At 71.3% G+C, this 22,759-nt stretch carries 22 protein-coding genes; 8 read left to right on the forward strand and 14 right to left on the reverse strand.

All coding sequences use genetic code 11. The annotated features are described in order from the left end of the window. The first annotated feature begins 83 nt into the window (after positions 1 to 83). Both LQF12_RS12025 and LQF12_RS12030 read left to right on the forward strand, forming a co-directional pair. Complete coding sequence (locus LQF12_RS12025) at positions 84 to 386, forward strand: helix-turn-helix domain-containing protein (protein WP_231053171.1); 303 nt, start codon at positions 84 to 86, stop codon at positions 384 to 386. Continuing rightward, positions 383 to 1,606, forward strand: coding sequence for a type II toxin-antitoxin system HipA family toxin (locus tag LQF12_RS12030; RefSeq protein ID WP_231053172.1), 1,224 nt, complete (start codon positions 383 to 385; stop codon positions 1,604 to 1,606). Before LQF12_RS12025 ends, LQF12_RS12030 begins: the two co-directional genes overlap by 4 nt. A gap of 259 nt (positions 1,607 to 1,865) precedes the next feature. Here LQF12_RS12030 and LQF12_RS12035 read toward each other — a convergent pair whose 3' ends face one another. From LQF12_RS12035 to LQF12_RS12085, 10 genes are all read right to left on the reverse strand, one after another. Continuing rightward, complete coding sequence (locus tag LQF12_RS12035; RefSeq protein ID WP_231053173.1) at positions 1,866 to 2,993, reverse strand: glycosyltransferase; 1,128 nt, start codon at positions 2,991 to 2,993, stop codon at positions 1,866 to 1,868. Continuing rightward, positions 2,990 to 4,450 (reverse strand): glycosyltransferase, encoded by a 1,461-nt coding sequence (locus tag LQF12_RS12040; protein ID WP_231053174.1) that lies wholly within the window; start codon positions 4,448 to 4,450, stop codon positions 2,990 to 2,992. The genes LQF12_RS12035 and LQF12_RS12040 overlap by 4 nt, the downstream gene beginning before the upstream one ends. Then, positions 4,447 to 6,312 (reverse strand): ABC transporter ATP-binding protein, encoded by a 1,866-nt coding sequence (locus tag LQF12_RS12045; protein WP_231053175.1) that lies wholly within the window; start codon positions 6,310 to 6,312, stop codon positions 4,447 to 4,449. Before LQF12_RS12045 ends, LQF12_RS12040 begins: the two co-directional genes overlap by 4 nt. A gap of 91 nt (positions 6,313 to 6,403) precedes the next feature. Next, entirely contained in the window at positions 6,404 to 7,102 is a 699-nt protein-coding gene (locus LQF12_RS12050; protein WP_231053176.1) for a GAF and ANTAR domain-containing protein, read from the reverse strand. A 146-nt stretch (positions 7,103 to 7,248) separates the two neighbouring features. Next, positions 7,249 to 7,848, reverse strand: coding sequence for an SRPBCC family protein (locus LQF12_RS12055; protein WP_231053177.1), 600 nt, complete (start codon positions 7,846 to 7,848; stop codon positions 7,249 to 7,251). 58 nt (positions 7,849 to 7,906) lie between these two features. Continuing rightward, on the reverse strand, positions 7,907 to 8,233 hold the full coding sequence (locus LQF12_RS12060; protein ID WP_231053178.1) for an STAS domain-containing protein: 327 nt from the start codon (positions 8,231 to 8,233) through the stop codon (positions 7,907 to 7,909). Next, a complete protein-coding gene (locus LQF12_RS12065) occupies positions 8,230 to 8,586 on the reverse strand; it encodes a hypothetical protein (protein WP_231053179.1) in 357 nt (118 codons plus the stop codon). Before LQF12_RS12065 ends, LQF12_RS12060 begins: the two co-directional genes overlap by 4 nt. A gap of 197 nt (positions 8,587 to 8,783) precedes the next feature. Continuing rightward, complete coding sequence (locus tag LQF12_RS12070; protein ID WP_231053180.1) at positions 8,784 to 10,121, reverse strand: APC family permease; 1,338 nt, start codon at positions 10,119 to 10,121, stop codon at positions 8,784 to 8,786. Further along, entirely contained in the window at positions 10,118 to 10,777 is a 660-nt protein-coding gene (locus LQF12_RS16545; protein ID WP_435531187.1) for an FAD-dependent oxidoreductase, read from the reverse strand. The genes LQF12_RS12070 and LQF12_RS16545 overlap by 4 nt, the downstream gene beginning before the upstream one ends. Positions 10,778 to 10,780: 3 nt before the next feature. Continuing rightward, positions 10,781 to 11,974: a zinc-dependent alcohol dehydrogenase gene (locus tag LQF12_RS12085; protein ID WP_231053181.1), complete on the reverse strand. Its 1,194-nt coding sequence runs from the start codon at positions 11,972 to 11,974 to the stop codon at positions 10,781 to 10,783. A 130-nt stretch (positions 11,975 to 12,104) separates the two neighbouring features. Between LQF12_RS12085 and LQF12_RS12090 the strand changes: the two genes are divergently transcribed. Next, complete coding sequence (locus LQF12_RS12090) at positions 12,105 to 12,512, forward strand: MerR family transcriptional regulator (protein WP_231053182.1); 408 nt, start codon at positions 12,105 to 12,107, stop codon at positions 12,510 to 12,512. Positions 12,513 to 12,733: 221 nt separating this feature from the next. Beyond that, positions 12,734 to 14,296 (forward strand): SulP family inorganic anion transporter, encoded by a 1,563-nt coding sequence (locus LQF12_RS12095; RefSeq protein ID WP_435531188.1) that lies wholly within the window; start codon positions 12,734 to 12,736, stop codon positions 14,294 to 14,296. A gap of 81 nt (positions 14,297 to 14,377) precedes the next feature. Here the strand turns inward: LQF12_RS12095 and LQF12_RS12100 are convergent, their stop codons facing one another. Genes LQF12_RS12100 through LQF12_RS12115 form a run of 4 tightly spaced genes read right to left on the reverse strand, consistent with a single transcriptional unit; the run spans position 14,378 to position 18,372 of the window. Continuing rightward, on the reverse strand, positions 14,378 to 15,640 hold the full coding sequence (locus LQF12_RS12100; protein WP_231053183.1) for a glycosyltransferase family 4 protein: 1,263 nt from the start codon (positions 15,638 to 15,640) through the stop codon (positions 14,378 to 14,380). Positions 15,641 to 15,650: 10 nt separating this feature from the next. Then, positions 15,651 to 16,637 carry a Gfo/Idh/MocA family protein gene (locus tag LQF12_RS12105; protein ID WP_231053184.1) on the reverse strand — a complete coding sequence of 329 codons (987 nt, stop codon included), beginning with the start codon at positions 16,635 to 16,637 and terminating at the stop codon, positions 15,651 to 15,653. Then, positions 16,634 to 17,749, reverse strand: a complete 1,116-nt coding sequence (locus LQF12_RS12110) for a DegT/DnrJ/EryC1/StrS family aminotransferase (protein ID WP_231053185.1) — start codon at positions 17,747 to 17,749, stop codon at positions 16,634 to 16,636. Before LQF12_RS12110 ends, LQF12_RS12105 begins: the two co-directional genes overlap by 4 nt. Further along, on the reverse strand, positions 17,746 to 18,372 hold the full coding sequence (locus LQF12_RS12115) for an acyltransferase (protein ID WP_231053186.1): 627 nt from the start codon (positions 18,370 to 18,372) through the stop codon (positions 17,746 to 17,748). The genes LQF12_RS12110 and LQF12_RS12115 overlap by 4 nt, the downstream gene beginning before the upstream one ends. Positions 18,373 to 18,456: 84 nt before the next feature. Here LQF12_RS12115 and LQF12_RS12120 point away from each other — a divergent pair, with 84 nt between their 5' ends. The 4 genes from LQF12_RS12120 (at position 18,457) to LQF12_RS12135 (ending at position 22,739) form a co-directional block, all read left to right on the forward strand. After that, the gene (locus tag LQF12_RS12120) at positions 18,457 to 19,140 is read left to right on the forward strand and encodes a glycosyltransferase family 2 protein (RefSeq protein WP_231053187.1); all 684 of its coding nucleotides are present in this window, start codon (positions 18,457 to 18,459) and stop codon (positions 19,138 to 19,140) included. After that, the gene (locus LQF12_RS12125; RefSeq protein WP_231053188.1) at positions 19,137 to 19,541 is read left to right on the forward strand and encodes a DUF2304 domain-containing protein; all 405 of its coding nucleotides are present in this window, start codon (positions 19,137 to 19,139) and stop codon (positions 19,539 to 19,541) included. Before LQF12_RS12120 ends, LQF12_RS12125 begins: the two co-directional genes overlap by 4 nt. Next, positions 19,538 to 21,472: a DUF6541 family protein gene (locus LQF12_RS12130; RefSeq protein WP_231053189.1), complete on the forward strand. Its 1,935-nt coding sequence runs from the start codon at positions 19,538 to 19,540 to the stop codon at positions 21,470 to 21,472. The genes LQF12_RS12125 and LQF12_RS12130 overlap by 4 nt, the downstream gene beginning before the upstream one ends. Positions 21,473 to 21,554: 82 nt before the next feature. Next, a complete protein-coding gene (locus LQF12_RS12135; protein WP_231053190.1) occupies positions 21,555 to 22,739 on the forward strand; it encodes an LCP family protein in 1,185 nt (394 codons plus the stop codon). The last annotated feature ends 20 nt before the right edge of the window (positions 22,740 to 22,759 follow it).

Raw genomic sequence — 22,759 nt, forward strand, 5'->3', positions numbered from 1 at the left:
AGCCGTCGCATCCTCATGCTAATGGTCGACATAGCGACCTTTAGACGACATAATGGTTGCTACACCGACCCTTAGGAGCAACCATGGCTACGCGGCCTCTCCCTGTTGCGGTCCGGCGCGCCGCCGAGGAGCTCGGCGAGAACTTGACGGCGTGGCGCAAGCTCCAGGGGCTGACCGCGCAGCAGGTCGCCGAACGTGCAGGCATCACCCGGAGCACCCTGCGTCGCCTCGAGCAGGGCGACCCGGGCGTGGGCATGGGCTCCTTTCTCTCCGTCGCGCGAGCGCTGGGACAGCTGCCCAGGGTCGCCGAGGCGGTCGACCCGTACGAGACCGACTTCGGACGTGCCCGCTCTGACCAGCTGCTCCCTCAACGCGTGCGCTCATGAGGGCGCCGTCACGCGAGTTCGCGGTGCACGTCGAACTCGGGGTCGGCACGGTCCACGCCGGCACGGCGTACGTCACCCAGGGCCGCGGCACCGTCACCACCGCGTTCACCTACAGCACCGGCTACCTCCGGACACCAGGCGCATACGCGCTGGGTCCTGACCTTCCGCTCGACCAGCGCAGTCACGCCATCTCCGGCCTTCCAGGCGCTCTCTCGGACACCGCACCCGACCGGTGGGGCCGCACCCTCATCGCCAAACGACTCCGTGCACTCGACCGGGGCGCCGAACGAACGACGCGTACCGTTTCCGAGGTCGACTACCTGCTCGGAGTGAGCGACTACACCCGGCAGGGCGCGCTGCGGTACTCCTCGAACGGCGACGCCCCATTCCTGGCCGACGACCACGAGGTTCCACCGCTGATCGAGCTGCCGGCACTCATGCACGCTGCCGATGCCATCAGTAGGGACGACGATGACCACGCAGCGGTGAAAGCCCTGCTGCGAGCCGGGACCGGCTCGCTCGGCGGCGCCCGCCCCAAAGCCTCGGTGCGCGACGGCGACCAGCTTCTGATCGCCAAGTTCTCCCACCCGAACGACGACTGGGATGTCATGGCATGGGAGAAGACAGCGCTCGACCTGGCGGAGACAGCCGGGATCGAGGTACCTGCGCGGCGACTGGTCACGATCGACGCTCGTCACGCTCTCCTACTCACCAGGTTCGATCGAGCGCAGCGACGCCGCATCCCCTACATCAGCGCGATGACCCTCCTCGGCGCGGACGACGGCGAGCCCCGGGACTACTTGGAAATCGCCGAGGCGCTGGCCGAGCACTCATCGGCTCCCAGCGCCGACCTCCGGCAGCTGTGGCGCCGCGCGGTATTCTCCTGCGCAGTCAACAACACCGACGACCACCTGCGGAACCTGGGGTTCCTTCGCAGCGGCGCGGGCTGGGCGCTGTCGCCCGCCTTCGACATCAACCCCAACCCGGACCCGGCCGCCGGCCATGCCACGACGGCCGGCTGGGCACCTGCGCAGTCAGCAGCGACGTACGACTCGTTGATGCAGAACCGAGCCGAGTTCGGTCTCGACACCCGACAGGCCGAGGCGATCGCCAACCAAGTGATCGCTGCCACGGCGAACTGGACGGAGGTCGCCACCAGGAACGAGGTGCCCGAGCGACAGCTCGAAAGATTCCGCCGCAGCTTCGCGCGCCTCGCGTGACCCCGCCGCCCCGCATGTCGGCACCTTCCGCAGCTGACGGGCGTGGACGGCATCGGACTCGGCGTCGCGGAGAAGTGGAGCTCCTGCCCTCACATCCCAGGTGCGCACGCGTTCGGGAAGTCGCGTCTTCGGCGTAGCCGGCTTCGGCATCGGCATGGGCATCGACGGGCATCAGCTGGCCGAACCGACCGGACGGAGCACGATCCGCGAGGCAGCCGCACGCAGGGGTCCGAAAATCAGGGTGACCCAGGTGAAAGGGTCAAATATTCGGCCCGGGGGGCGGGGCGAGCGCGCGGACGGCGTCCACCCATCCCCCCGACCGGCGCTCGGCCGAGACCTGCGGCGCCAGCGCGTGCGCGGCCGCCTTCCACCCGGCCACGACCTCCGGGTCGAGACCCTCCAGCGCCTGGGTGAGGGACGCCGTCGTGAAGTCCTCGGTGACCTGCCCGAGGCCGTGCTCGCGCACGAGCGAGGCCATCTCCGGGGAGGGCCCCACGATGATGCCCAGGCGCGCCTGCACGAAGTCGAAGAACTTGTTCGGCAGCGTCCACCGGTAGTTGAACGTCAGCGGCGGCAGCACGAACACCCCGACGTCGTAAGCCACTAGGGTCCGCACCAGCTCGGCGTAGGGCACCGGATCGAGCACCCGGACGCGCTCGCCGTCGGCACGCTCCTTCAGCTCGGCCAGGTACGCCGGGTCGTTCGGCATCAGGTACAGGTCCAGCGTCACGTCCGCGCTGGTGGCTGCCACCGCGTCGATCATCAGTTCCAGAGTGCGGTTGCGCCGGGCGTTGCCCGAGTGCACCAGCCGGATCGGGGATCCGACCGCCCCCGGCTCAGTCTCATGGAAGGCCGTGGCGTTCTCCACCACCCCCGTCTCGATACCGAATTCGCGCCGGTACTCCGCCGCCAGGCCCTGCCCGACCGTGGTCACCGACGCCGCCCGCGCGACGTACCGGCGCACGATCCACCGGTAGTACGGGGCCACGAACAGCCGCCACCGCCAGGACTCCTCGTTCTCGCGCGGGGCGTACTCGTGCAGGTCCGCGTGCACCCCGCGCCGGGGCTGAAGGGCGAACGCCAGCGGCACCGTGTCGGCGTCGTTGGCCACCACCACGTCCGCCTCACCGACCGGCAGGGTGGCGCGCAGGTGCGCGATCACCGCGTTGTGCGCCTGCACCCGGGAGTACCGGCGCAGGATCAGACTCAGGCGATCCTTGTGCCAGGCCACCAGCTCAGCGGGGATCTCGTGGTGGGCCACCGCCTCGGCCGGGGCGGGCCCGTAGCCGACCGTGGTCACCTCGTGCTCGGCCGCCAGCACCCGCACCTGCTTGAGCACGCGCGCATCCTCGGTGATGGTCGAGAACGAGACCACCCAGACCTTCACTGCAGTACCCGCTCGTACTCGCCCAGCAGTACCTCCGCCTCGCCCTCCCAGGTCAGCTCGCGCGCCGCGGCCTGCGCCGCCTTGCGGAACGGCTGCGGATCGGCCAGCACCCGCTCGATCGCCGCGGCCAGATCGGCCGCTCCCCCGGTCACGCTGAACACCGCGCCGACGCCGTACCCGGTCACCACGGCCTCGGTGTCGGGCAGGTCGGCGGCCACGATCGGCAGCCCGGCGTGGATCGACTCGAACAACTTGTTGGGCAGCGAGAACCGATAGCTCAGGCAGGTGGGGCGCACGTAGACCACCGACACGTCCGCGTCCGCGAGCGCCGTGGCCACCTCGTGCGAGGCCACCGCTCCCACCAGGTGCACCCGCGCGCTCACGCCCGCCTCCGCTGCCCGACGGCGCACCACGGCCAGGTAGTCCTCTTCGCCGTAGCCCAGCAGCACCAGATGCACGTGGGCCGGCAGGTGCACCAGTGCGTCGATCGTCTCCTCGATGCCGCGGCTGGTGGTCAGGCGCCCGCCGTAGGCGATCACCTGGTCACCGGCGGCCAGGCCGGCGCGCTCGCGCAGCACCCCGGTGGCCGGGTCGGGCACGGGGGCCGCGGGCGGAATGTTGCGCACCAGCTGCGGGCGGCGGGGCAGCCGGTAGGTGCGGTGCAACCAGCCGGCGATGCTCGGCGAGACGGTGAGCACCGAGGCGGCCCGGGCGATGCCGAGGCGCTCGAGCAGGTGTTCCACGTGCGGGGCCACCGGCCGGGGCCGGACGTTGCGGTGGCGCCAGAGCTCGTGGGCGTCGTAGACGATCGCGGCACCGGTGTGGCGGGCGATGCGCAGGGCCGGGGCGAGGGTGTTGCCGTCGTTGGCGTGGATGACATCGGGATGGAAGGCGATGCCGTCGGCGATCGCGGCCCGCCAGTAGATGGCCAGGCTGACGGTGCGGTAGGTGCGCAGCCACACATCCAGCAGGGCCCCGACCGGCTTGGCCGCGGCGGCCGGCGCCGGACCGGCGGGCTCGGCGGCCGGGGCAGTGGACTCGGCAGCCGGGGCAGTGGCCGGCGCAGTGGCCGGTGAGGCCGCGGCATCACTGGAGCCGGCCACCCGCCGCATCCGGGCCAGCACCCACCGGTAGGCGCCGGCCAGCCACGGCGCCGAGCGCGCCAGCTGGAACTCCGGCAGCCGCACGATCTGCACCCCGTTCGGCAACGTCTCGCTACCCTCGGGGTAGCCGGCCCGCTCACGCGCGACGGCGAGGATGCGCACCTCGCAGCCGGCCTCGCGCAACGTGGCGGCGGTCTTGAGCACCCGGGAGTCGGCGTGGGCATCGTTGTAGACACAGATCGCCACCCGCGGGGTGTGCCCGCCCCGGCTCCGCAGCAGCGGGGCGGCGACCTCGCCGGGGTCGGCGTCGCCGTCGGGGATCTGCTCGGGCGGGACAGTCTCGGGCTCGGTCACGCTGATCCGTTCTCGTCACGGGGTTCATCGGCACGGTGTTCGTCGGCACGGGGGTCATCGAGCAGCCCGGCCAGGGCCGCCTGCTGGGCGAAGTCGGGTTCGGCGGCCACCACCTGCGCGAAGCTGCCGTGCGCCACCAGCTCACCATCGCGCATGAAGCACACGGTGTCGCTGTGGCGGATCGTGGCCAGGCGGTGGGCCACCACCACGATCGTCACCTCACCGGCCAGGTCGTTGATCGCGGAGGTCACCGCGGCCTCGGTGGAGGTGTCCAGCGCCGAGGTGGCCTCATCCATCACCAGCACCAGCGGGTCGGTGTACAGCGCCCGCGCGATCCCCAGCCGCTGCCGCTGCCCGCCCGAGAGGGCCAGCCCACGCTCGCCGACCCGGGCGTGGATGCCCCCCTCACGTGCCTCGATCATGTGCAGCAGCTGTGCCCGCTCCAGCGCCCGGCGCACCCGGTCCTCGTCCACCTGGGCGGGATCCCAGGTCAGCGCCACGTTCTGAGCCACCGTGGAGTCGAAGAGCGAGACCTCCTGCGGCACATAGCCCACCCGGGAGCGCCAGTCGGCGAGCACCTCGGCCATCGGCGCCTCCCCCACCAGCAGCCGCCCGGCCGTGGGCTGCAGCAACCCCAGCAGCAGGTCCACCAGGGTGGACTTGCCCGATCCCGAGGCCCCCACGAGCGCGAGGGAGCGCCCGAACGGCAGGTCGAAGCTCACCTCGTGCACCGCATCGACGTCACTGCCGGGATAGCGGAAGGTGACCTCGCGCACGGCAAGCGAGCGGGCGCCGTCGGGAATCGTGCGGCCCTGCGCCGGGGGCGTGGCCTCCCGGCGGGAGGCGGCCGCGCGGATCTCGTCCAGCACCTGCTGCGCGAACGGCATCGAGGCCCCGGTCTGGGCCATGATCGACTGGAACCTCGTCAGGGAGGGCACGATCCGGAAGCCGGCGACGGCGAACAGCGCCACCGCGCTCAAGGCGCCCTGGATGGCCGCATCCGTTCCGCCCCCGCCGTTCTGCAGATAGCCCACGCCGGCCCCCAGGGCCAGGCCCCCGATCAGACCCGCCTCGAGCACGTAGCGCGGGACCACCCCGAGGAAGGACATGTTCGCCCGGGCGCGGGAGGATATGACGCGTTCGGCGCGCACGACCTTCGCCACCTCCGGGCCCTTGCCGCGCAGGGTGATCTCCTTGAGGGAGTGCACCATCTCGCTGACCAGGCGCACCGAGCGGGTGGAGTGCTCGCGGTTGCGGCGCCCGGCGGCCACGGCCTTGCGCAGCACCCACAGGTAGAGCACGGCACCGATCAGACCGAAGTAGGCGATCGCCACCAGCGCCATCACCGGCTGGGCCACCAGGAGCACGCCGAGGACCGCGACGAAGGTGACCAGCTCGCCGGAGAGCATCGCGGCGGGGATGAGCACCCCGGTCACCGTGGTCGCCACGCCCACGTCGGTGGCGCGCACCAGGTCGGTGGAGTTGCGCCCGAGCCGGTCGGTCCACGGGGCGTCGAAGAAGGAGTCGAGCAGCTGGGCGCCGAGGTCCTGCTCGAACCGGGCGAAGCGGCGGGTGGCCAGCCACTGCAGCGTGATCGCGAAGACGCTCTTGGTCACGATCAGCACGCCGACCGCGCCGAGGAGCCACGGCAGCTGGGTGTTGGAGATCTCCAGGCCGACCACCGGGACAGTGACGCTGGTGCCCGAGAGCAGCGGGGTCAGCGTCAGGGCGAGCAGACCGAGCGCGAGCACGTCCAGGATCGCCAGCGCGGAGGAGGCGATCGCGAAGGCGACGATGAAGCGGGTGCTGCCGGCGGGCAGCACGGTGAGGAGCTCACGAACGGTGCGCCACAGCGCGCCCATCGGTGCTCACCTCCCTCTCGCCGGACTGGGACGAGCCTAAACGGTGCGGAGGTGAGAACCGGCAGGCGCAAGGACCGGGGGGCCACCCTGCCTAGAGCTGGAGGCGGCCTTCCACGACGTCGTCGGCAACCTCGCGCACCTTGCGACCGTTGTTGCGCGCGTTGCGCCGGAGCAACTCGTACGCCTCGGTGAGCGTGAGGGCGTGCGTCTGGGTCAGGACGCCCTTGGCCTGTTCGATCAGCACCCGGGAGTCCAACGCGTGCTGCAGCTGGTCCGAGAGCTGGTTCTGCTGGCTCAGCGTGGAGGAGTGGATGAGGTAGGCGGTCGCCATGTTGCTCAGGGCACGGGCGGCGAGCAGGTCACTGTCGTCCCAGATGTGCGGCTCAGCGTGGTACATGTTCAGGGCACCCACCGCGTTGCCCGCGAGCTTCATCGGCATACCCGCGACCGCCCGCACACCGACATCGGCAGCGATCGTGCGATAGCCGGGCCACCGCGTCTCCTCCCTCAGATCGGAGACGGCAACCACCTCGCCGGTGTGGTAAGCGCTGACGCACGGACCCTCCTGGTGCTGCTCCTGATAGTGCTCCAGGGCTGCCAGGTGCGGCGGCACGGCCGTGGCCGCCCGCAGCCGCTCCTCCAGACCGAGGGTCACGCCGCTGCCGGCGAGAGCGAGGAGATCGGTGAGATTCTCGGCGAGCGTCCGCAGTGCCTCGTCGACGTCATAGGGCGCGACCAGCTTCTCGGTGAACGCGGCAGTGAGCTGGACGAACTTCTGCTCGTCGTACATGGCGGTGGTTCCTCGGATCGGCGCTGGGGCATGGAACTCACCGACGTTTCGTGGACCGACGGTCGGGATCCAGCTGATATCACCAGCCTACGCGGGTGAGCAACAGTATGGACGCGCCCCGGCCGAGCGCAGTGAGCAGGGTGATCTTAATAGTCCACGAGCGGAACCGGCGTCTGGTCCGGATACCAACCGTCCCGGCCGGTGAGCGGACACGTGTGGCTGGTGCAGACCGGCGGGTCACCCTGGACCGGCCAGCCACACCGCGGGCACACCATCTGCTGGCCGTCCGAGCCCAACTCGGCGAAGGAGTCCATCAACTGGTTCCAGCGCTCGGCGCACGGCCCGGTCGCGGCGCCGTCGGACAGGGTGTGCTCGACCCTGACCACCGTCTCGTCCCCGTCCTCCTCATTCACGGCGAAGGTCACCGTCACCAGGCCCTCCGGCGCCGGGCCGTGCTCGTCGAGCCACCGCCAGCGCAGCACGAGCCGCCGCGGGCGGTCCACCGTGACGAACCGTCCCCGGGCGCCGAGACCCCGTCCCGCGGAGTAGATCCGGCAACCGGCACCGACGTGCGGATCGATCGTGCAGGTGAAGTCCTCGTCGTGGGTCCACCACCAGGACCGCAGCCCGCCGGGGGTGGTCCAGGCGTCCCACGCCTCATCGCGCGAGATGGCGACGGCGCGGACCGTGCACACCGTCGGTTCGCGGGTCGGTGCCGCGGCGGGCCGATCGATCAGGTCAGTCATGGTCAACTCCTTCTTCTCGGAGCTGCCGGGGGCAAGGGCAACCGGTGTTCTGGTGTGGTTACAGCGGTTCCGGGACGGCGTCGTCGGAGACGAACGTCACCAGGTCATGCAGGTGGGTCACCTCGAGCAGGAAGCGCACCGTGTCCGGGGCGCCGAAGATGGTCAAGGGCGCAGGCGTGCGCGCCGCCAGGCGAGCCACGGCGCTGATGCCGGTCGAGTCGAGTGAGACCAGGCCGCAGGCGTCCACCTGCACCGGCGCAGCAGCTGCTTCGGCCTTGTCGATCGCCCGATAGAGCTCGTCGGTGACAGTGGCGTCGAGGTCTCCTTTGAGGATGACGATGGTGCGCGCGCCGCCGCTGAACACCCACACCTTGCCGCGGGTCACCGCGGGGCGCCCACTTCCCGGGCCTCCTCCTCGGCACGGTGCAGCAACGACGCCACCGACTCGTCGCCCTCAGCGATCACGACACCGATCCGCGCGGCGAACGCCGGGACATCCCCCGCCTCGGACAGGCACCGCACGTGCCACCCGAGTTCGTCCGCCACGTGCATCACCTGACTGAGTGATCCCGTGTACCGGAGGAAGAATGAGGCGGGCCCGCGCCCCCCCACTCGTGTGCCGGGGAACGTCTCGTCGACGAAGACGGCGATCCGCTCAGCGGCCACGGGGGTCGCACTCTGTTCGTCGCCCGGGTCGCGGCTCTCGATGCCGATCCAGATGGCTGCCTCGCACGTCATCGGCCCACGGACGCGGCGGGGAGGACGATCTGCTACGACCTCGCGGTGACCAGCGGGCGCACCAGGGCTGACCGGCTCAGGTTCGCGTACTCCAGTGCTGACTCCCACGACACTCCTTCTACAGACGGAGTCGCCGGGGGCAGGGGCAACGATCGCAGCAAGCGGAACGGCTCGCTGCTATGAAACGAGTGTACGCATCAGCCGGCGCTTGCGTCCACCGACGGTGGCGAGCGCCGGCTGATGCGCCCGAATCGGCGATGGAGCAGGTACAGCACGAACCCGACCATGATCAGCCCACCACCCAGCGCCCAGGCCTGCCAGCTCTGCTGGGAGAGCAGCGCCACGCAACTGATCAGAGCAGCCACCGGAACGGCGGTCGCGACCCGGAAGTGCTCGTGGCCGGGGTCGTCCCGACGCAGCACCAGCACGGCGACGTTGGTGGAGATGAAGACGAAGAGCAACAGCAGCACCACGGTCTCGGCCAGTAATGCCAACGTGCCCACCGCCGCCAGCAGCGCCGAGAGCGCGGTGGTGACCAGGATGGCCACCCACGGGGTCCTCCGAGCGGGGAGCAACCGGCCGAAGATCCCCGGCAACAGGCCCTCCTCGGCCATGCCGTAGGTCAGCCGCGAACTCATCACCGAGGTGAGCAACGCGCCGTTGGCAACCGCCACCAGAGCCACCGCGCTGAACGCCCAGCCCGGCACAGCCACGCCGCTCGCGGCCACGACCTCGAGCAGCGGCCCACTGGAGCCGGCGAGATCGTCGGCGGGCAGCATGGCCGAGGATGCGAGCGCCACCAGCAGATACACCACGCCCGCGGCTGCGAGCGCACCGAAGAGGGCACGAGGGTAGACCCGCGTGACCCCGCGCACCTCCTCGGCCACGTTCGCGGACGTCTCGAACCCGACGAAGCTGTAGAAGGCCAGCAGGGCGGCCCCGAACAGGGCCCAGGCGGCGCCGGCCTCCGGCGGCTGCAGCACGCGCCCGGGCTCGCCCTGACCATCGGCGAGGGCCAGGCCCACCACGATGAGCACGAGCACCAGACCGCTCACCTCGATGACCGTCATCACCAGGTTGGAGCGCACCGATTCCTTGATGCCGCGCAGGTTGATCAGCGCCAGTACCGCCAGGAAGATCGGGGCTGCCACGGCGACGGGCACCGTGAAGAACGTCCCGAGGTAGTCACCGCTGAAGGCCACGGCCAGGCCCGCCACGCTGACGATGCCGGCGCACAGCATGCAGAACCCGACGAGGAAGGAGATCAGCGGGTGCTTGAATGCCCGTTTCGCGAAGACGGCCGAACCGCCCGCCCGGGGATACTTGGTGACGAGCTCGGCGTAGGACCCTGCGGTCAGCAGCGCCATGGCCAGCGCGATCGCAATGGGAAGCCAGGTCATCCCGCCGGCCTGACCGGCCAGCTCGCCGGTCAGCGCATAGACGCCGGCGCCCAGGACGTCGCCGAGGATGAACGCGAACAGCAGGCCACCGCCCATGCCCTGCCGCAGCCGGGACTCCCCGGTGGGCCGGCTCATGCCAGGCCCAGGCGGGCCGATGACATCCCGGTGGTGGCCGGACCCTCCCGCAGCTCGCCCGTCGCCGTGGACCGCGAGCCGTGCAGGGAGCAGTCCCAGGTGCACTCGGCGTCGTTCCACGACAGGACGCCCCCCAGATGGGGGCAGGAGGCGGACACTTCGTGCGTGCGGCCCCCCACGCGGGCGCGCGCCACGAGCATGGCCCCCTCCCGCCCGACGACGCCGGAGCCCTCCTCCGGATCGCCGGCCGGGCGGGCGTAGCCCTCGGCCCGCGGGCCTACGACGTTTGCGGCGGCATGCAGGTTGTGCGAGAGCCCCTTCGGGGCGCCTGCGGCCTCGTGTGCGCTCCCGCTGGTGAACGCCCCGACCCGGTTGCCGGCTACGTACTGGGCCACCGTCTCGGCCGGATGCCGGGAGACGATGGCCGACAGCCGCGTGCCCTGCAGCAGGCTGATCTTGGCGGTGGATCCTCCCGTGGTCCCGGCCCCCACCTCGCGGGCCTCCAGGACGATCACCCGGGCGCCGTGGCGCGCCGGCATCACGGCCGTGCTCAGGCCCATCAGGCCTGCACCCACGACGGCGACGTCGTAGTGGCGCGTCAGGGGCGCCAGGTCGGTAATCGGTCCGGCTTCCTCAGCGCGCCACGGTGACGGCATCGCTCAGACCCTCGGGTCCAGGACAACCTTGATGCACCCGTCGTCCTTCTTCTGGAACATCTCGTACGCGGCGGGCGCCTCCTCCAGGGAGACCCGGTGCGTGCGCAGGTCGAGCACGCCGAGCGGGTCGGCGGAGTCGGTGACCAGCGGGAGCAGGTCGGGAACCCAGCGGTGCACGTTGGCCTGGCCCATGCGCACGGTGAGTTGCTTGTCGAACATCTCCAGCAGCGGCATCGGGTCGGCGGCGCCGCCGTAGACGCCGGACAACGAGACCGTGCCGCCGCGCCGGACGGTGGAGATGGCGGTGTGCAGTGCGGCGAGCCGGTCGACGCCGGCATGCTTCATCATCGGCTGGGCGACGGCGTCGGGCATCCGGTCGGCCAGCTTCTGGATGCCCTCGGCCACCGGCGAGCCGTGCGCCTCCATCCCGACGGCGTCGATCACGGCGTCCGGGCCGCGCCCGCCGGTCAGCTCCCGCATCGCCTCGGGAAGATCGTCGACCTGACGCAGGTCGATGGTGCGGATCCCGTGGCGGCGCGCCACCTCCAGGCGCTCCGGGACGCGGTCTGCGGCGAACACCTGCTCCGCCCCGCGATGGGCGGCGACCCGCGCGCTCATCTGACCGACCGGCCCGAGTCCGAGCACGAGCACCGTGGCGTTCTCCGGCACGCCGGCGTACTCGACGGCCTGCCACGCGGTGGGCAGCACGTCGGAGAGGTACAGGTAGCGCTCGTCCGGCTCCCCGTCGTCGGGAACCAGGATCGGGCCGTACTGGGCCTGCGGCACCCGCAGGTACTGCGCCTGCCCGCCCGGGATTTGCCCGTAGAGCTTGGTGTAGCCGAACAGTGCGGCGCCCTTGCCCTGCGCCCGGGTCTGTGTGGTCTCGCACTGGGTCTGCAGTCCGCGCGAGCACATCCAGCACGCGCCGCAGGCGATCGGGAACGGGACGACCACCCGGTCACCGGGGCTGATGTGGTGCACATCCGCACCGACCTCACGGACCACGCCCATCGTCTCGTGGCCGAGCACATCACCGGGATCGAGGAAAGCACCCAGCACCGAGTACAGGTGCAGGTCGGAGCCGCAGATGGCGGTGGAGGTCACCTCGATGACCGCATCCGTCGGCTCCTGGATCCGCGGGTCCGGGACGTCCTCGATCGAGACCTTCTCGTGTCCTTGCCAGGTCAGTGCGCGCATGAGTGCCTCTCGTCCGTGCTCGTCCGTGCCTCGGTTGATGACGCGTCGTGCGCTCCCAACGCTAGGTTCGCCTGGACCGTGCGCAACTCGAACGCGTTTACGATGTGCTCACGCCGGACGGAAGGGTGGGATGGGCAACCAGGACAAGCAGCACATGCAGATCGGTGCCGTGGCGGAGCGCACCGGGCTGTCCCTGCGCACCATCCGCTACTACGAGGAGATCGGGCTGGTGAGCCCGTCGGCACGCACCGGCGGCGGCTTCCGGCTCTACACCGACGCCGACGTCGCCCGGCTACGGGTGGCGATGGGGATGAAGCCGCTGGGCTTCAGCCTCGAGGAGATGCGCGAGCTGCTCGAGGCACGCGACGCCGTCGCGAGCAGCGCGGTGACCGCCCACGAGCGCGAGCGCGCGCTGGCTCGCCTGGCCGCCTTCCAGGCCGATGCCGAGACCCGGTGCGCGACGATGCGCCGCCGGCTCACGAACGCCGAGGCGTTCACGCGGACCCTGGCCGCCGAGCTCGATCCAGCCCGACCCTGACCCAGCGCAGGGCGGCGTCCAGGGAGCGAGACAGGGGTGCAACCCTCCCCGAACGTGAGAGTATGCTCATTCCGGCGCCAGCGGCTGCCGTCCGCCCGCCCGTCCCCGCCCCTCGTACGCAGCGTCGCGTGCACCGTACCCGTCCCAACCTGCCCACGGTGCCGGCGCACGCCGGTGCCACGGGGCCCTGCTGCCCCGCGACTCTCTGAAGGAACTGCTGCGTGTCCGACGACACCCCCGCCCACCTGTCCGATCCCGCCCCTGAGCCACGACCGGTGCCGGCCCCGCCCGAGGCCGACGAGTCCTACTCCGTGCTCGCGGCGCTGAAGTCCCCGCGGCGGCTGCGTACCGAGGTGCTGGCCGGACTCGTGGTGGCCCTCGCCCTCATTCCCGAGGCCATCTCCTTCTCGATCCTCGCCGGGGTGGATCCGCGGCTGGGGCTGTTCGCCTCGTTCACGATGGCGGTCACCATCGCCTTCGTCGGCGGGCGCCCGGCGATGATCAGCGCGGCGACCGGTGCCATCGCGCTCGTCATCGCGCCGGTCGTTCGCGATCATGGCATCGACTACTTCATCGCCACGGTCATTCTCGCCGGCGTCCTGCAGGTGCTGTTCGGGGTTCTGGGCGTGGCCAAGTTGATGCGGTTCATCCCCCGGATGGTGATGGTCGGGTTCGTCAACGCGTTGGCGATCCTGATCTTCATGGCCCAGCTCGAGCACCTCATCGGGGTGCCGTGGGCGGTCTACCCACTGGTCACCGTCGGGGTGGCAATCATCGTGCTGCTGCCGCGGTGGTCGAAGGTGGTGCCCGCACCGCTGGTGGCCATCGTGGCGATCACCGGCGCCGTGGTGCTCGCCGCGATCAACGTGCCCACGGTCGGCGACCAGGGCGAACTGCCCGAGTCGCTGCCCGAGCTGTTCTTTCCGGACGTCCCGCTGACCCTGGAGACGCTGCAGATCATCGCCCCGTACGCCGTCGCGATGGCGCTGGTGGGCATCCTGGAGTCGCTGATGACAGCCAAGCTGGTCGATGACATCACCGACACCCACTCCAACAAGACCCGCGAGACCTGGGGTCAGGGCGTGGCGAACATCGTCACCGGGTTCTTCGGCGGTATGGGTGGCTGCGCCATGATCGGGCAGACCATGATCAACGTGAAGGCCTCCGGGGCCCGGACCCGCATCTCGACCTTCCTGGCCGGGGTGTTCCTGCTGATCATGGTGGTGGCACTCGGTGACATCGTCGCGATCATCCCGATGGCGGCGCTGGTGGCCGTGATGATCATGGTCTCGGTGGCCACCTTCGACTGGCACTCCATCAAGCCGAACACCCTCAAGCGACTGCCCAAGACCGAGATCGTGGTGATGGTGGCGACCGTGGTGGTGACGGTGTGGAGCCACAACCTCGCCTACGGCGTGCTCGCCGGTGTGGTGATCGCGGTGATCGGCGTGGCCCACCGGGTGGCGCACTTCACCACGGTGACCCGCCTGGACGCCAGCGACAGCGAAGATCCTGCCGACACCGCCGTGTATTCCGTGACCGGGGAGCTGTTCTTCGCCTCCTCGAACGACCTGTACTACCAGTTCGACTACACCGGGGACCCGACGAACATCATCATCGACGTCTCCGAGGCCCACATCTGGGACGCCTCCTCGGTGGCGGCCCTGGATGCGATCACCACCAAGTACGAGGCCCGCGGGAAGAACGTCCGGATCGTCGGGATGAACGAGGACAGCGCCCGCCGGCACGAGCTGCTCGCCGGGCACCTGGGCGGGGACCACTGAGGACCCACTGACCGGACCGACACGGCTGCGCCGGTCTGCAGAACGACCCTGCCGCAGATCCACACAGCCGTGTCGCTCCCGTCAGCGCTCGCGGCTCACCACGCCCAGCACCGCCGCGGCAGCGCGCTCCCCCACCGCCGCCAGGGACCGGTGCTCGCGCACCCAGGCCACGCGGCGCTCCGGCTCGCCGGGCTCATCCGGAGCCTGCAGCGCGGCGATCATGGCCTGCGCCACCTCGGCGGGGTCTTGGTCGGTGACCCACCCGAGCCGTTCATCCTCGACCAGCCGGGCCGCGGGGCTCTGGGCAGGTCCGGCGAAGAGCACCGGCGTCCCGCACGCGAGCGCCGCGAACATCTTCGTCGGCATCGCGAAGTCGTACCCGATCCCCGGGCGCAGGCTCACCAGCGCGGCACTCGCCCGCTGCTGCCAGATCGCCGACTCGGCGGCGCTGACCGGGTCACGCAGCGTCACCGCTGCCTCGGGCAGACCGGCGGCCAGCAGGCTGAGCCGGTCCCACGAGCTGCCCTGCCCGAGGAAGACCACCTGCGCGCTGGGCACCTCCTCGAGCACGCGGGGCATCGCCTCTGCGAACACCTCCGCGCCCTGCCATTCCGAGGCCGTGCCCGCGTACAGCAGGAACGGGCCATCGGGGATCTGGGACCCTCGTCGGAATCCACCTTCGCCGTCGGAATCCGCTTCTGCACGCCCGGAACTGGATTCCGATGACGAAGGTGGATTCGCATGCGTGGGGCTCGGCGTGAACACCTCGGTGTCCACCCCGTTGCCGACCGTCACCACGTGCCGCGCCCCCAGCGCCTCGACCCGCTCGGTGACCCCCTCGTTCACCGAGAGCACCACCGCGGCCCCGCGCAGGACCCAGGACTCCAGCGCCCGCACCAGCCGCACCACCACATCCGGAGCACCGGTTGAGGCCGAGGCATCACTCCAGACGTCGGCCGCGTAGTAGACATAGGGCACGCGCCGCAGCGCCGAGATCACCCGGACCACCGCGCCGGTGGTCGGGGGCGGCTCCACCACGTAGACGTCCGGGCACCGGCCGCGCAGCAGCCGCCACAGCAGCGGCACGTCGAAACTCAGATAGGGCAGATACCCGCGCACATAGCCCGACGCATCGCGCAGCACCGGGGCCCGGCGTATCCGAGCGGGGATGTCACCGGGCCGGCCCGCCGGCGAGTGGGCGCCGTCGGGGGCCTGCGCGGTGACCACCTCGAGGCGGGCGCCCTCCCCCGCCAGCGCGCGCACGAGCGCGCCGAGCCGGAACGTGGCCGCGGAGGGCTCGGGGGCGAAGATCCGCGAGACCAGGGTGACGCGGGCCCTCACCACGCTGCGCGCCTCACAGCGTCACCGTCGTCCCCGTCCGGGCGGACTCGAGCACCGCCTCGGCCACGGCCACCGTGTTCAGGCCCTGCGCCATCGTGACGATGTCGGCGGGCTTGCCGAGCACGGCATCCCGGAAGGCCTCGTGCTCGGTGCGCAACGGCTCCGGCTTGTCGATCGCGTACCTGACCATGTCCCCCTCGGAGACACCCCGGAACTGGGCCACATCGTCCCAGCGGGTCTGGATCAGCCCGTTCGCGTGGAAGGTGAGATCGGCCAGCAGCGTGTCCGCCACGAACGCCCCCTTCTCCCCCGTGACCACCGTGACGCGTTCCTTCATCGGCGAGAGCCAGTTCACCAGGTGGTTGGTCACCAGGCCGCCGCTGAGCATGCCGGTCACCGCCACCAGGTCCTCGTGCTCGCGGCCGGACTTGAACGCGGTCCGTGCGGAGACGCTCGCGAACTCCTGCTGCGCCACCCAGGCGGTGAGGTCGATGTCGTGCGTGCCGAGGTCCTTGACCACGCCGACGTCGGCGATCCGCGACGGGAACGGACCCTGCCGGCGGGTGGCGATCTGGTAGACATCCCCGAGCTCACCGTGCTCGAGCCGCGCGCGCAGCGACTGCAGCGCCGGGTTGTACCGCTCGATGTGCCCGACGGCGCCCACCAGCCCGGCGGCCTCGAAGGCCTCGGCGAGCCGGCGTGCCCCCGCGCTGTCGGTGGCGAGCGGCTTCTCCACCAGGGCGTGCACCCCCGCCTCGGCCAGCGCCAGCCCGGTCTCGGTGTGGAACCGGGTGGGCACGGCCACCATCGCGTAGTCGATGCCGGCCTCGATCAGCGCGTGCACGTCCGGCAGCACGGGAAGGTCTCCGGCCACCCCATGCGGGTCGCCGCCCGGGTCGGCCACGGCCACCAGGTCCACGCCGTCGAGCTGGCGCAGCACCCGCGCGTGGTGACGCCCCATCATGCCCAGGCCGATCAGGCCCGCCCGCAGGTTCGTCATGCCCCACCCCCGACGGCGTCCGCGACCCCGGCCACGATCCGCTCCAGGTCCGCCTCGCTCAGGCTGGGATGGACCGGCAGCGAGATGACCTCGCGCGCCGCCTGCTCGGTGACCGGCAGCTCCAGGTCCGGGGCGTACGCGGCGAGTGAGGGCAGCCGGTGGTTGGGGATCGGGTAGTAGACCCCGCACCCCACGCCCTGCTCGCGCAGGCGGGCCACGACGGCGTCCCGCTCCTTCCCCGAGGCACCGTCCAGCCGGATCGTGTACTGGTGGTAGACGTGCGTGGCCCCGGGCTTGACGGTGGGCGTGACCACGCCGGGGATGCCGGCCAGGCCCTCGTCCAGGGCGGCGGCGTTGGCCTGCCGGGTGGTGGTCCAGCCCGCGAGCTTGGCCAGCTGCGCCCGGCCGATGGCGGCGTGCACATCGGTCATCCGGGCATTGAAGCCGATGATCTCGTTCTCGTAGGGCCGGTCCATCCCCTGGGTGCGCAGGAGCCGCAGGTACCGTGCGATCTCCTCAGTGGCCACCGAGACCATCCCGCCCTCACCGGAGGTCATGTTCTTGGTGGGGTAGAGCGAGAACATGGCGAAGTCACCGAAGGTGCCCACCGGGTCCCCGTGCAGGGAGGCGCCGTGCGCCTGAGCGGCGTCCTCGAAGACGCGCAGCCCATAGGAGTCCGCCACCGCCTGCAGACCGGCCATGTCGGCCGGGTGGCCGTACAGGTGGACCGGCATGATCGCCGTCGTCCGCTCCGTGACGGCCTCGGCCACGGCGCTGGGGTCGAGGCAGAAGGTCTCGAGGTCGATGTCGGCGAAGACGGGGGTGGCGCCGGCCAGGGCCACCGAGTTGCCGGTGGCGGCGAAGGTGAAGGAGGGCACGATCACCTCATCGCCGGGCTTGACGCCGGCGGCGAGCAGCCCCAGGTGCAGGCCGGAGGTGCCGGAGCTGACGGCCACGCAGGTGCGTCCACCGAGCAGAGCGTCGGAGAACTCCTGCTCGAAGGTGGCCACCTCCGGGCCCTGGGCGAGCATGCCCGAACGCAGCACCCGGTCGACGGCGGCGCGCTCCTCCTCACCGATGAGCGGCTTGGCAGCGGGGATCGGCTCAGTCACGGTACTCCTGGTGCTCCGGGGGCGGCTGCTGTCTCGCGCAGGCGGGCTGCGCCGTCGGGGGTGGTGTACTCCTCGTAGCGCTCACCGGTGCGCGGGCACGTCCACTCGTCGGGGGCGGATTCGGTGAGCGGGACGCCGGCGCGCCCCACCCATCGGATGCGGCGGGCGGGCACCCCGGCGACGAGCGCGAAGTCGGGGACGTCGGTGGTGACCACGGCGCCGGCGGCCACGGTGGCCCAGCGGCCCACGGTGACCGGGGCGATGCACACGGCGCGGGCTCCGATCGAGCAGCCCTCGCGCAGCGTGACACCCACCGGCTCCCAGTCGGTGCCGGACTTGCGGGTGCCGTCGGGGTTGATCGCGCGGGGGAACTGGTCGTTGGTGAGCACGGCGGCGGGGCCGACGAAGACGCCGTCCTCCAGGTGCGCCGGCTCGTAGACGAGGGCGTGGTTCTGCACCTTGCAGTTGGCGCCGAGGTGCACGCCGGTGCCGATATAAGCACCACGGCCGATGATGCAGCCCGGTCCGAGGCGGGCGTTCTCGCGCACCTGGGCGAGCTGCCAGATGCTCGTGCCCTCGCCGACCTCGGCGCTGGGATCCACCTCGGCGGACTCGACGATCATGCCTCGCACACTACTTGGTGGACGGCTCCTCGCCCACGCCCTGCACCCGCCCCGGCCGCACGCTGGGGCGCCGCACCTGCCAGAATGGCGGTCATGCCCACCGCCGACGACACCTGGCTCGTGGTGCCGCTGTACAACGAGGCACGCGTGGTGGGTGAGGTGATCGCCGGGGCACTGCCCACCTTCGGCCACATCGTCTGCATCGACGACGGGTCCACCGACGACTCCGCCGCCGCGGCCCGTGCCGCCGGCGCCACGGTGATCCGGCACGCGACCAACCTGGGCCAGGGGGCGGCCCTGCAGACCGGGATCGATTTCGTGCTCAGCCAGACCGGGGCGCGCTACCTGATCACCTTCGACGCCGACGGTCAGCACCAGGTCTCCGACGCCGCGAGCATGCTCCAGCGGGCGCGCGAGGAGGACCTCGCGGTGGTGTTCGGCTCCCGCTTCCTGGACAACCGCACCAAGGCCGGCCTGCTGAAGCGGATCGTGCTGAAGACGGCGGTCTGGGTGACCAACCAGTCCACCGGGCTGCGCCTGACCGACGCCCACAACGGCCTGCGGGTGATCCGCCGCGACGCCGCGCAGGGGGTGCGCCTGCGCCAGGACCGGATGGCGCACGCCTCCGAGATCGTGCTGCAGCTGGGCCGCACCCGGCTACCGTGGGCCGAGCACCCGGTGCACGTGCTCTACACCGACTACTCCAAGGGCAAGGGCCAGTCCTTGTGGAACGCGGTGAACATCCTCGTGGAGCTGATGTTCAAATGACCGATCAGATCTGGATCCAGCTGCTGCTCCTGCTCGGCGTGGCGGTGGTGACGGTGCTGCTCACCCGTTCCACCGCCGACGCCCGCCACCAGGCGATCCGCCGGGTGCTGCTGGTGCTGTTCGTGCTGGTCACCGCGAGCGCCGTGCTCTACCCCACCTGGCTCTCGCAGCTGGCGGCGCTGGTAGGCGTGGGCCGAGGCACCGACCTGCTGCTGTACGGCCTGGTGATCGCGTTCCTGTCCTTCATCGCCACCAGCTACCGGCGGATGAAGCAGCAGGACCGGCGTATCACCGAACTCACCCGCACCATCGCGCTGACCCAGGTGCGCCAGCAGCGCGCCGGGCTGCCGACGTCCGATTCGGCCACCGGCCGCGACGAGGAGCCGGACCGGCCCTCATGATCGTGCTGACCGTGCTGTGGGCGATCGCGGCCTTCGCCTTCGGCGCGCTGCTGCTGTACGCGCCCGGCACCCTGACGCTGCGGCTGGTGGGTGTGCGGGGCCTGTCGTTGTTCGCCGCGGCGCCCGCCGTGACCTTCGCGATCTACGGGGTGGTCGCGGTGGCCGCCGGCGTGCTCGGCCTGGACTGGGGGCTGCTCGCGGCCGCCGGCGGGTCGATCGCGGCGATCGCGGTGGCCCTGGGCATGCGCGCGCTCAACGCGATCCTGCCCCGCACCGACGCCCCTCAGCCCGGCCGCATCGGGGTGACCGTATGGGCCGCGATACTGGCCGGGGTGCTGCTCGCGCTCATCCCGGTGTGGGTCGGGGCCGGGAGCCCGGAGCACGTGCTGCAGCGCTGGGACGCGGTCTTCCACCTCGGGGCCCTGCAGCTGATCGAGGAGACCGGCTCGGCCTCCTCCCTCACCGTCGGTGCCCTCTCCTACGGTTCCGGCGAGGCCGCGGTCTACCCGGCCGCCTGGCACGCCTTCGCCGCGCTCATCCCCGCCTCCGCCCCGACGGCGGTGCTCACCGTCTGCGCCTCGCTCACCGCGGCGATGACGTGGGTGGTGGGCATGGTCGCGCTGGTGCGCGAGCTGCGGCCGGGCAGCGGAGCTGCGATGGCGGGGGTGGCCGTCGCGGCCGGGTTGGTGACGGCGTCACCGATGAGCCTGTGGGTGGGGTGGGGGCACGTGCCCAACGCGGCGGCGCTGGCGATGGTGCCCGGCGTGCTCGCGCTGGCGCTGCGATGGCTGGTACGGGACCGGCCTCGTTCGACGAGCTCGGCGGCGGGCGCGCTGGTGGTGCTGCTGGCCGCGGCTGCGGGACTCGGTCTGGCGCACCCGAACGCCACCCTGGCGCTGGTGGCGCTGCTGGCCCCGGCCGCGGTGTGGGTGCTCGGGCGAGGCGTACGGCACTGGTGGCGGCAGGGGCGGCGAGCGGTCGCCGTCGGGGGTCCGGTGGCGATGGTGGTGCTGGGTGGCGCCGCGGCGGTGGGACTCTCGCGCTCGCCGCTGGCGGCGATGGTGGCCGGCTACGAGGGGCTCGCGGCCGATCCGGCAGGCGTGGCTCTCGCCGAGGCGGTCACGGGCTGGTACGACCTGTGGGCCCACCCGGTCACCGCGGTGCTGCTGATCGGCGCGCCGGTGGGGGCCTGGCTCATGCGGCGGCGCCCGTGGGTGGCCGGGATGCTCCTGGTGGCGTGGGCGCTGTACCTGGATGCGGCGCTGGGCGGGCCGCTGGGGATCTCCGGGCTCTGGTACACGAGCACCGCGCGACTGAGTGTGGTCACGGCGATGGTCGCCATGCCGCTCGGGGTGGTGGCGCTGCTCGCCGGGGCGGGCCGGGTGCGGAGGCTAGTACAGGGCCGGCGGGGCGCGGCGCTGCTCGCGGCCGGGATGGTGCTCGTGCTCGTGGCGGTGATGGTGGTGGCCTCCTCGGTGCACACCGCGCGGCGCACGGCCGACGTGTACGGGCTCGAGGCGGGCGTCCACCCCCGGTTCGTCACCACCGAGGAGCTGAGGATGCAGCAGCAGGTGGGGGCCAGGCTCGGCCCGGGCGCGGTGCTGGCCAACCCGTTCTCCGGTGCGCCGCTGCTGTATTCGATGCACGGGGTGGACGTGGTCTTCCCGGTGGCCGGGCAGGTGCTGACCGACGATCAGGAGACGGTGCTGGAGGGGGTCGCCGCGATCACGCAGGGCGCGGCGTGGGGCGATGCAGCGGGTCCGGGCTTCTGCGAGGCGCTGGATCGCCTCGACGTGGCATACCTGTATCAGGACTCCGAGCCCTACCAGGTGGACCGTCGCTTCCAGGTGCTCGACCAGGTGGAGGTGCCGGGCGCCGACGTCGTCGGCGAGGGGAGCACGGCTCGGATTCTCGAGCTTCCGGAGTGCTGAGAGGTACGTCTGCACACAACCTCCCCAGATCGATTGCGACCTGTTCGCCCAGGTGGGCGCGTCATTGCTTACGATCGTGGGGATGGCTACCACCGAGAACCGAGCCGCACGGGGGCCGCGGCACAGCAGGCGAGCACCGGGCGCTCATCGCGCGCTGCGCGTGACGCTCGTGGCGGCGCTGTTTTTGGTGACCTTCACCGGCACCGGCGCCGCACTCGCCTACCAGAACCTGCAGGGCGGGATCGATCGGCACGACTTCGACGACGTGCTCGGCACCGACCGCCCGACCATGGACTCCGGTGAGGCGCCGAACCCGGACGACTCCATGGAAGGCCGGGCCGTCAACCTGCTGGTGATGGGGACCGACTCCCGCGCCGGGGACGACAACCAGGATCTCGGCGGCGGCGACGTCGACGGGATGCGCTCGGACACCACGCTGCTGATGCACATCTCCGCCGACCGCTCCCGGGTGGACGTGGTCTCCATCCCGCGTGACCTGCTGGTGACGATCCCCAGCTGCCCACGGCCGGACGGGACCTCCACCTACGAGCAGTACGACGCGATGTTCAACGCCGCTTTCGCCCTCGGGGGCGGCAGTGGTGACGTCGGCTATGCCGCCGCCTGCACCATCAAGACCGTCGAGACCATGACCGACATCCGCATCGACGACTTCGTGGTGGTCGACATGTCCGGGTTCAAGGACATGGTTGACGCCATCGGCGGAGTGGACATGTGCTTCGAGCAGGACCTGTACTCCGAGCAGGCCAAACTCGACATCACCGCCGGCTGCCACACCCTCGATGGCGAGACCGCCCTCGCCGTGGCTCGGGCGCGCAAGGGCGTGGGCCTGGGCGACGGCTCCGACATCGGCCGCATCGACCGCCAGCAGGAGCTGCTGAGCAACATGGCCGAACAGGTGCTGGACCGCAACGTCATGACCGAGACCACCGAGCTCTACCAGTTCCTGCAGGCGGCGACGTCCTCGCTGACCACGAGCGAGCGGATCGGCAACCTCACCACCATGGCCGGCCTGGCCTACTCCCTGCGCAACATCGAGCTGGACGAGGTCAGCTTCGCGACCATGCCCTTCGACTGGGCCGGCAACCGGGTGCGCCCCAACTACCTCTCCGAGGAGCTGTGGGCCTCCATCCGTGCCGACGAGCCGATGGCCCTGCCGGAGGATCCGGAGGCCTCGGAGGAGGCCTCGGGCGGGGCGGACATGGGCGAGACCGCGGACGAGCTCGCGTCCTCGGACGCCACCGGATAACTGCGGCCTCGGCAGCGACC

The organism is Ruania suaedae (genome assembly GCF_021049265.1).
Classification (GTDB): Bacteria; Actinomycetota; Actinomycetes; order Actinomycetales; family Beutenbergiaceae; genus Ruania; species Ruania suaedae.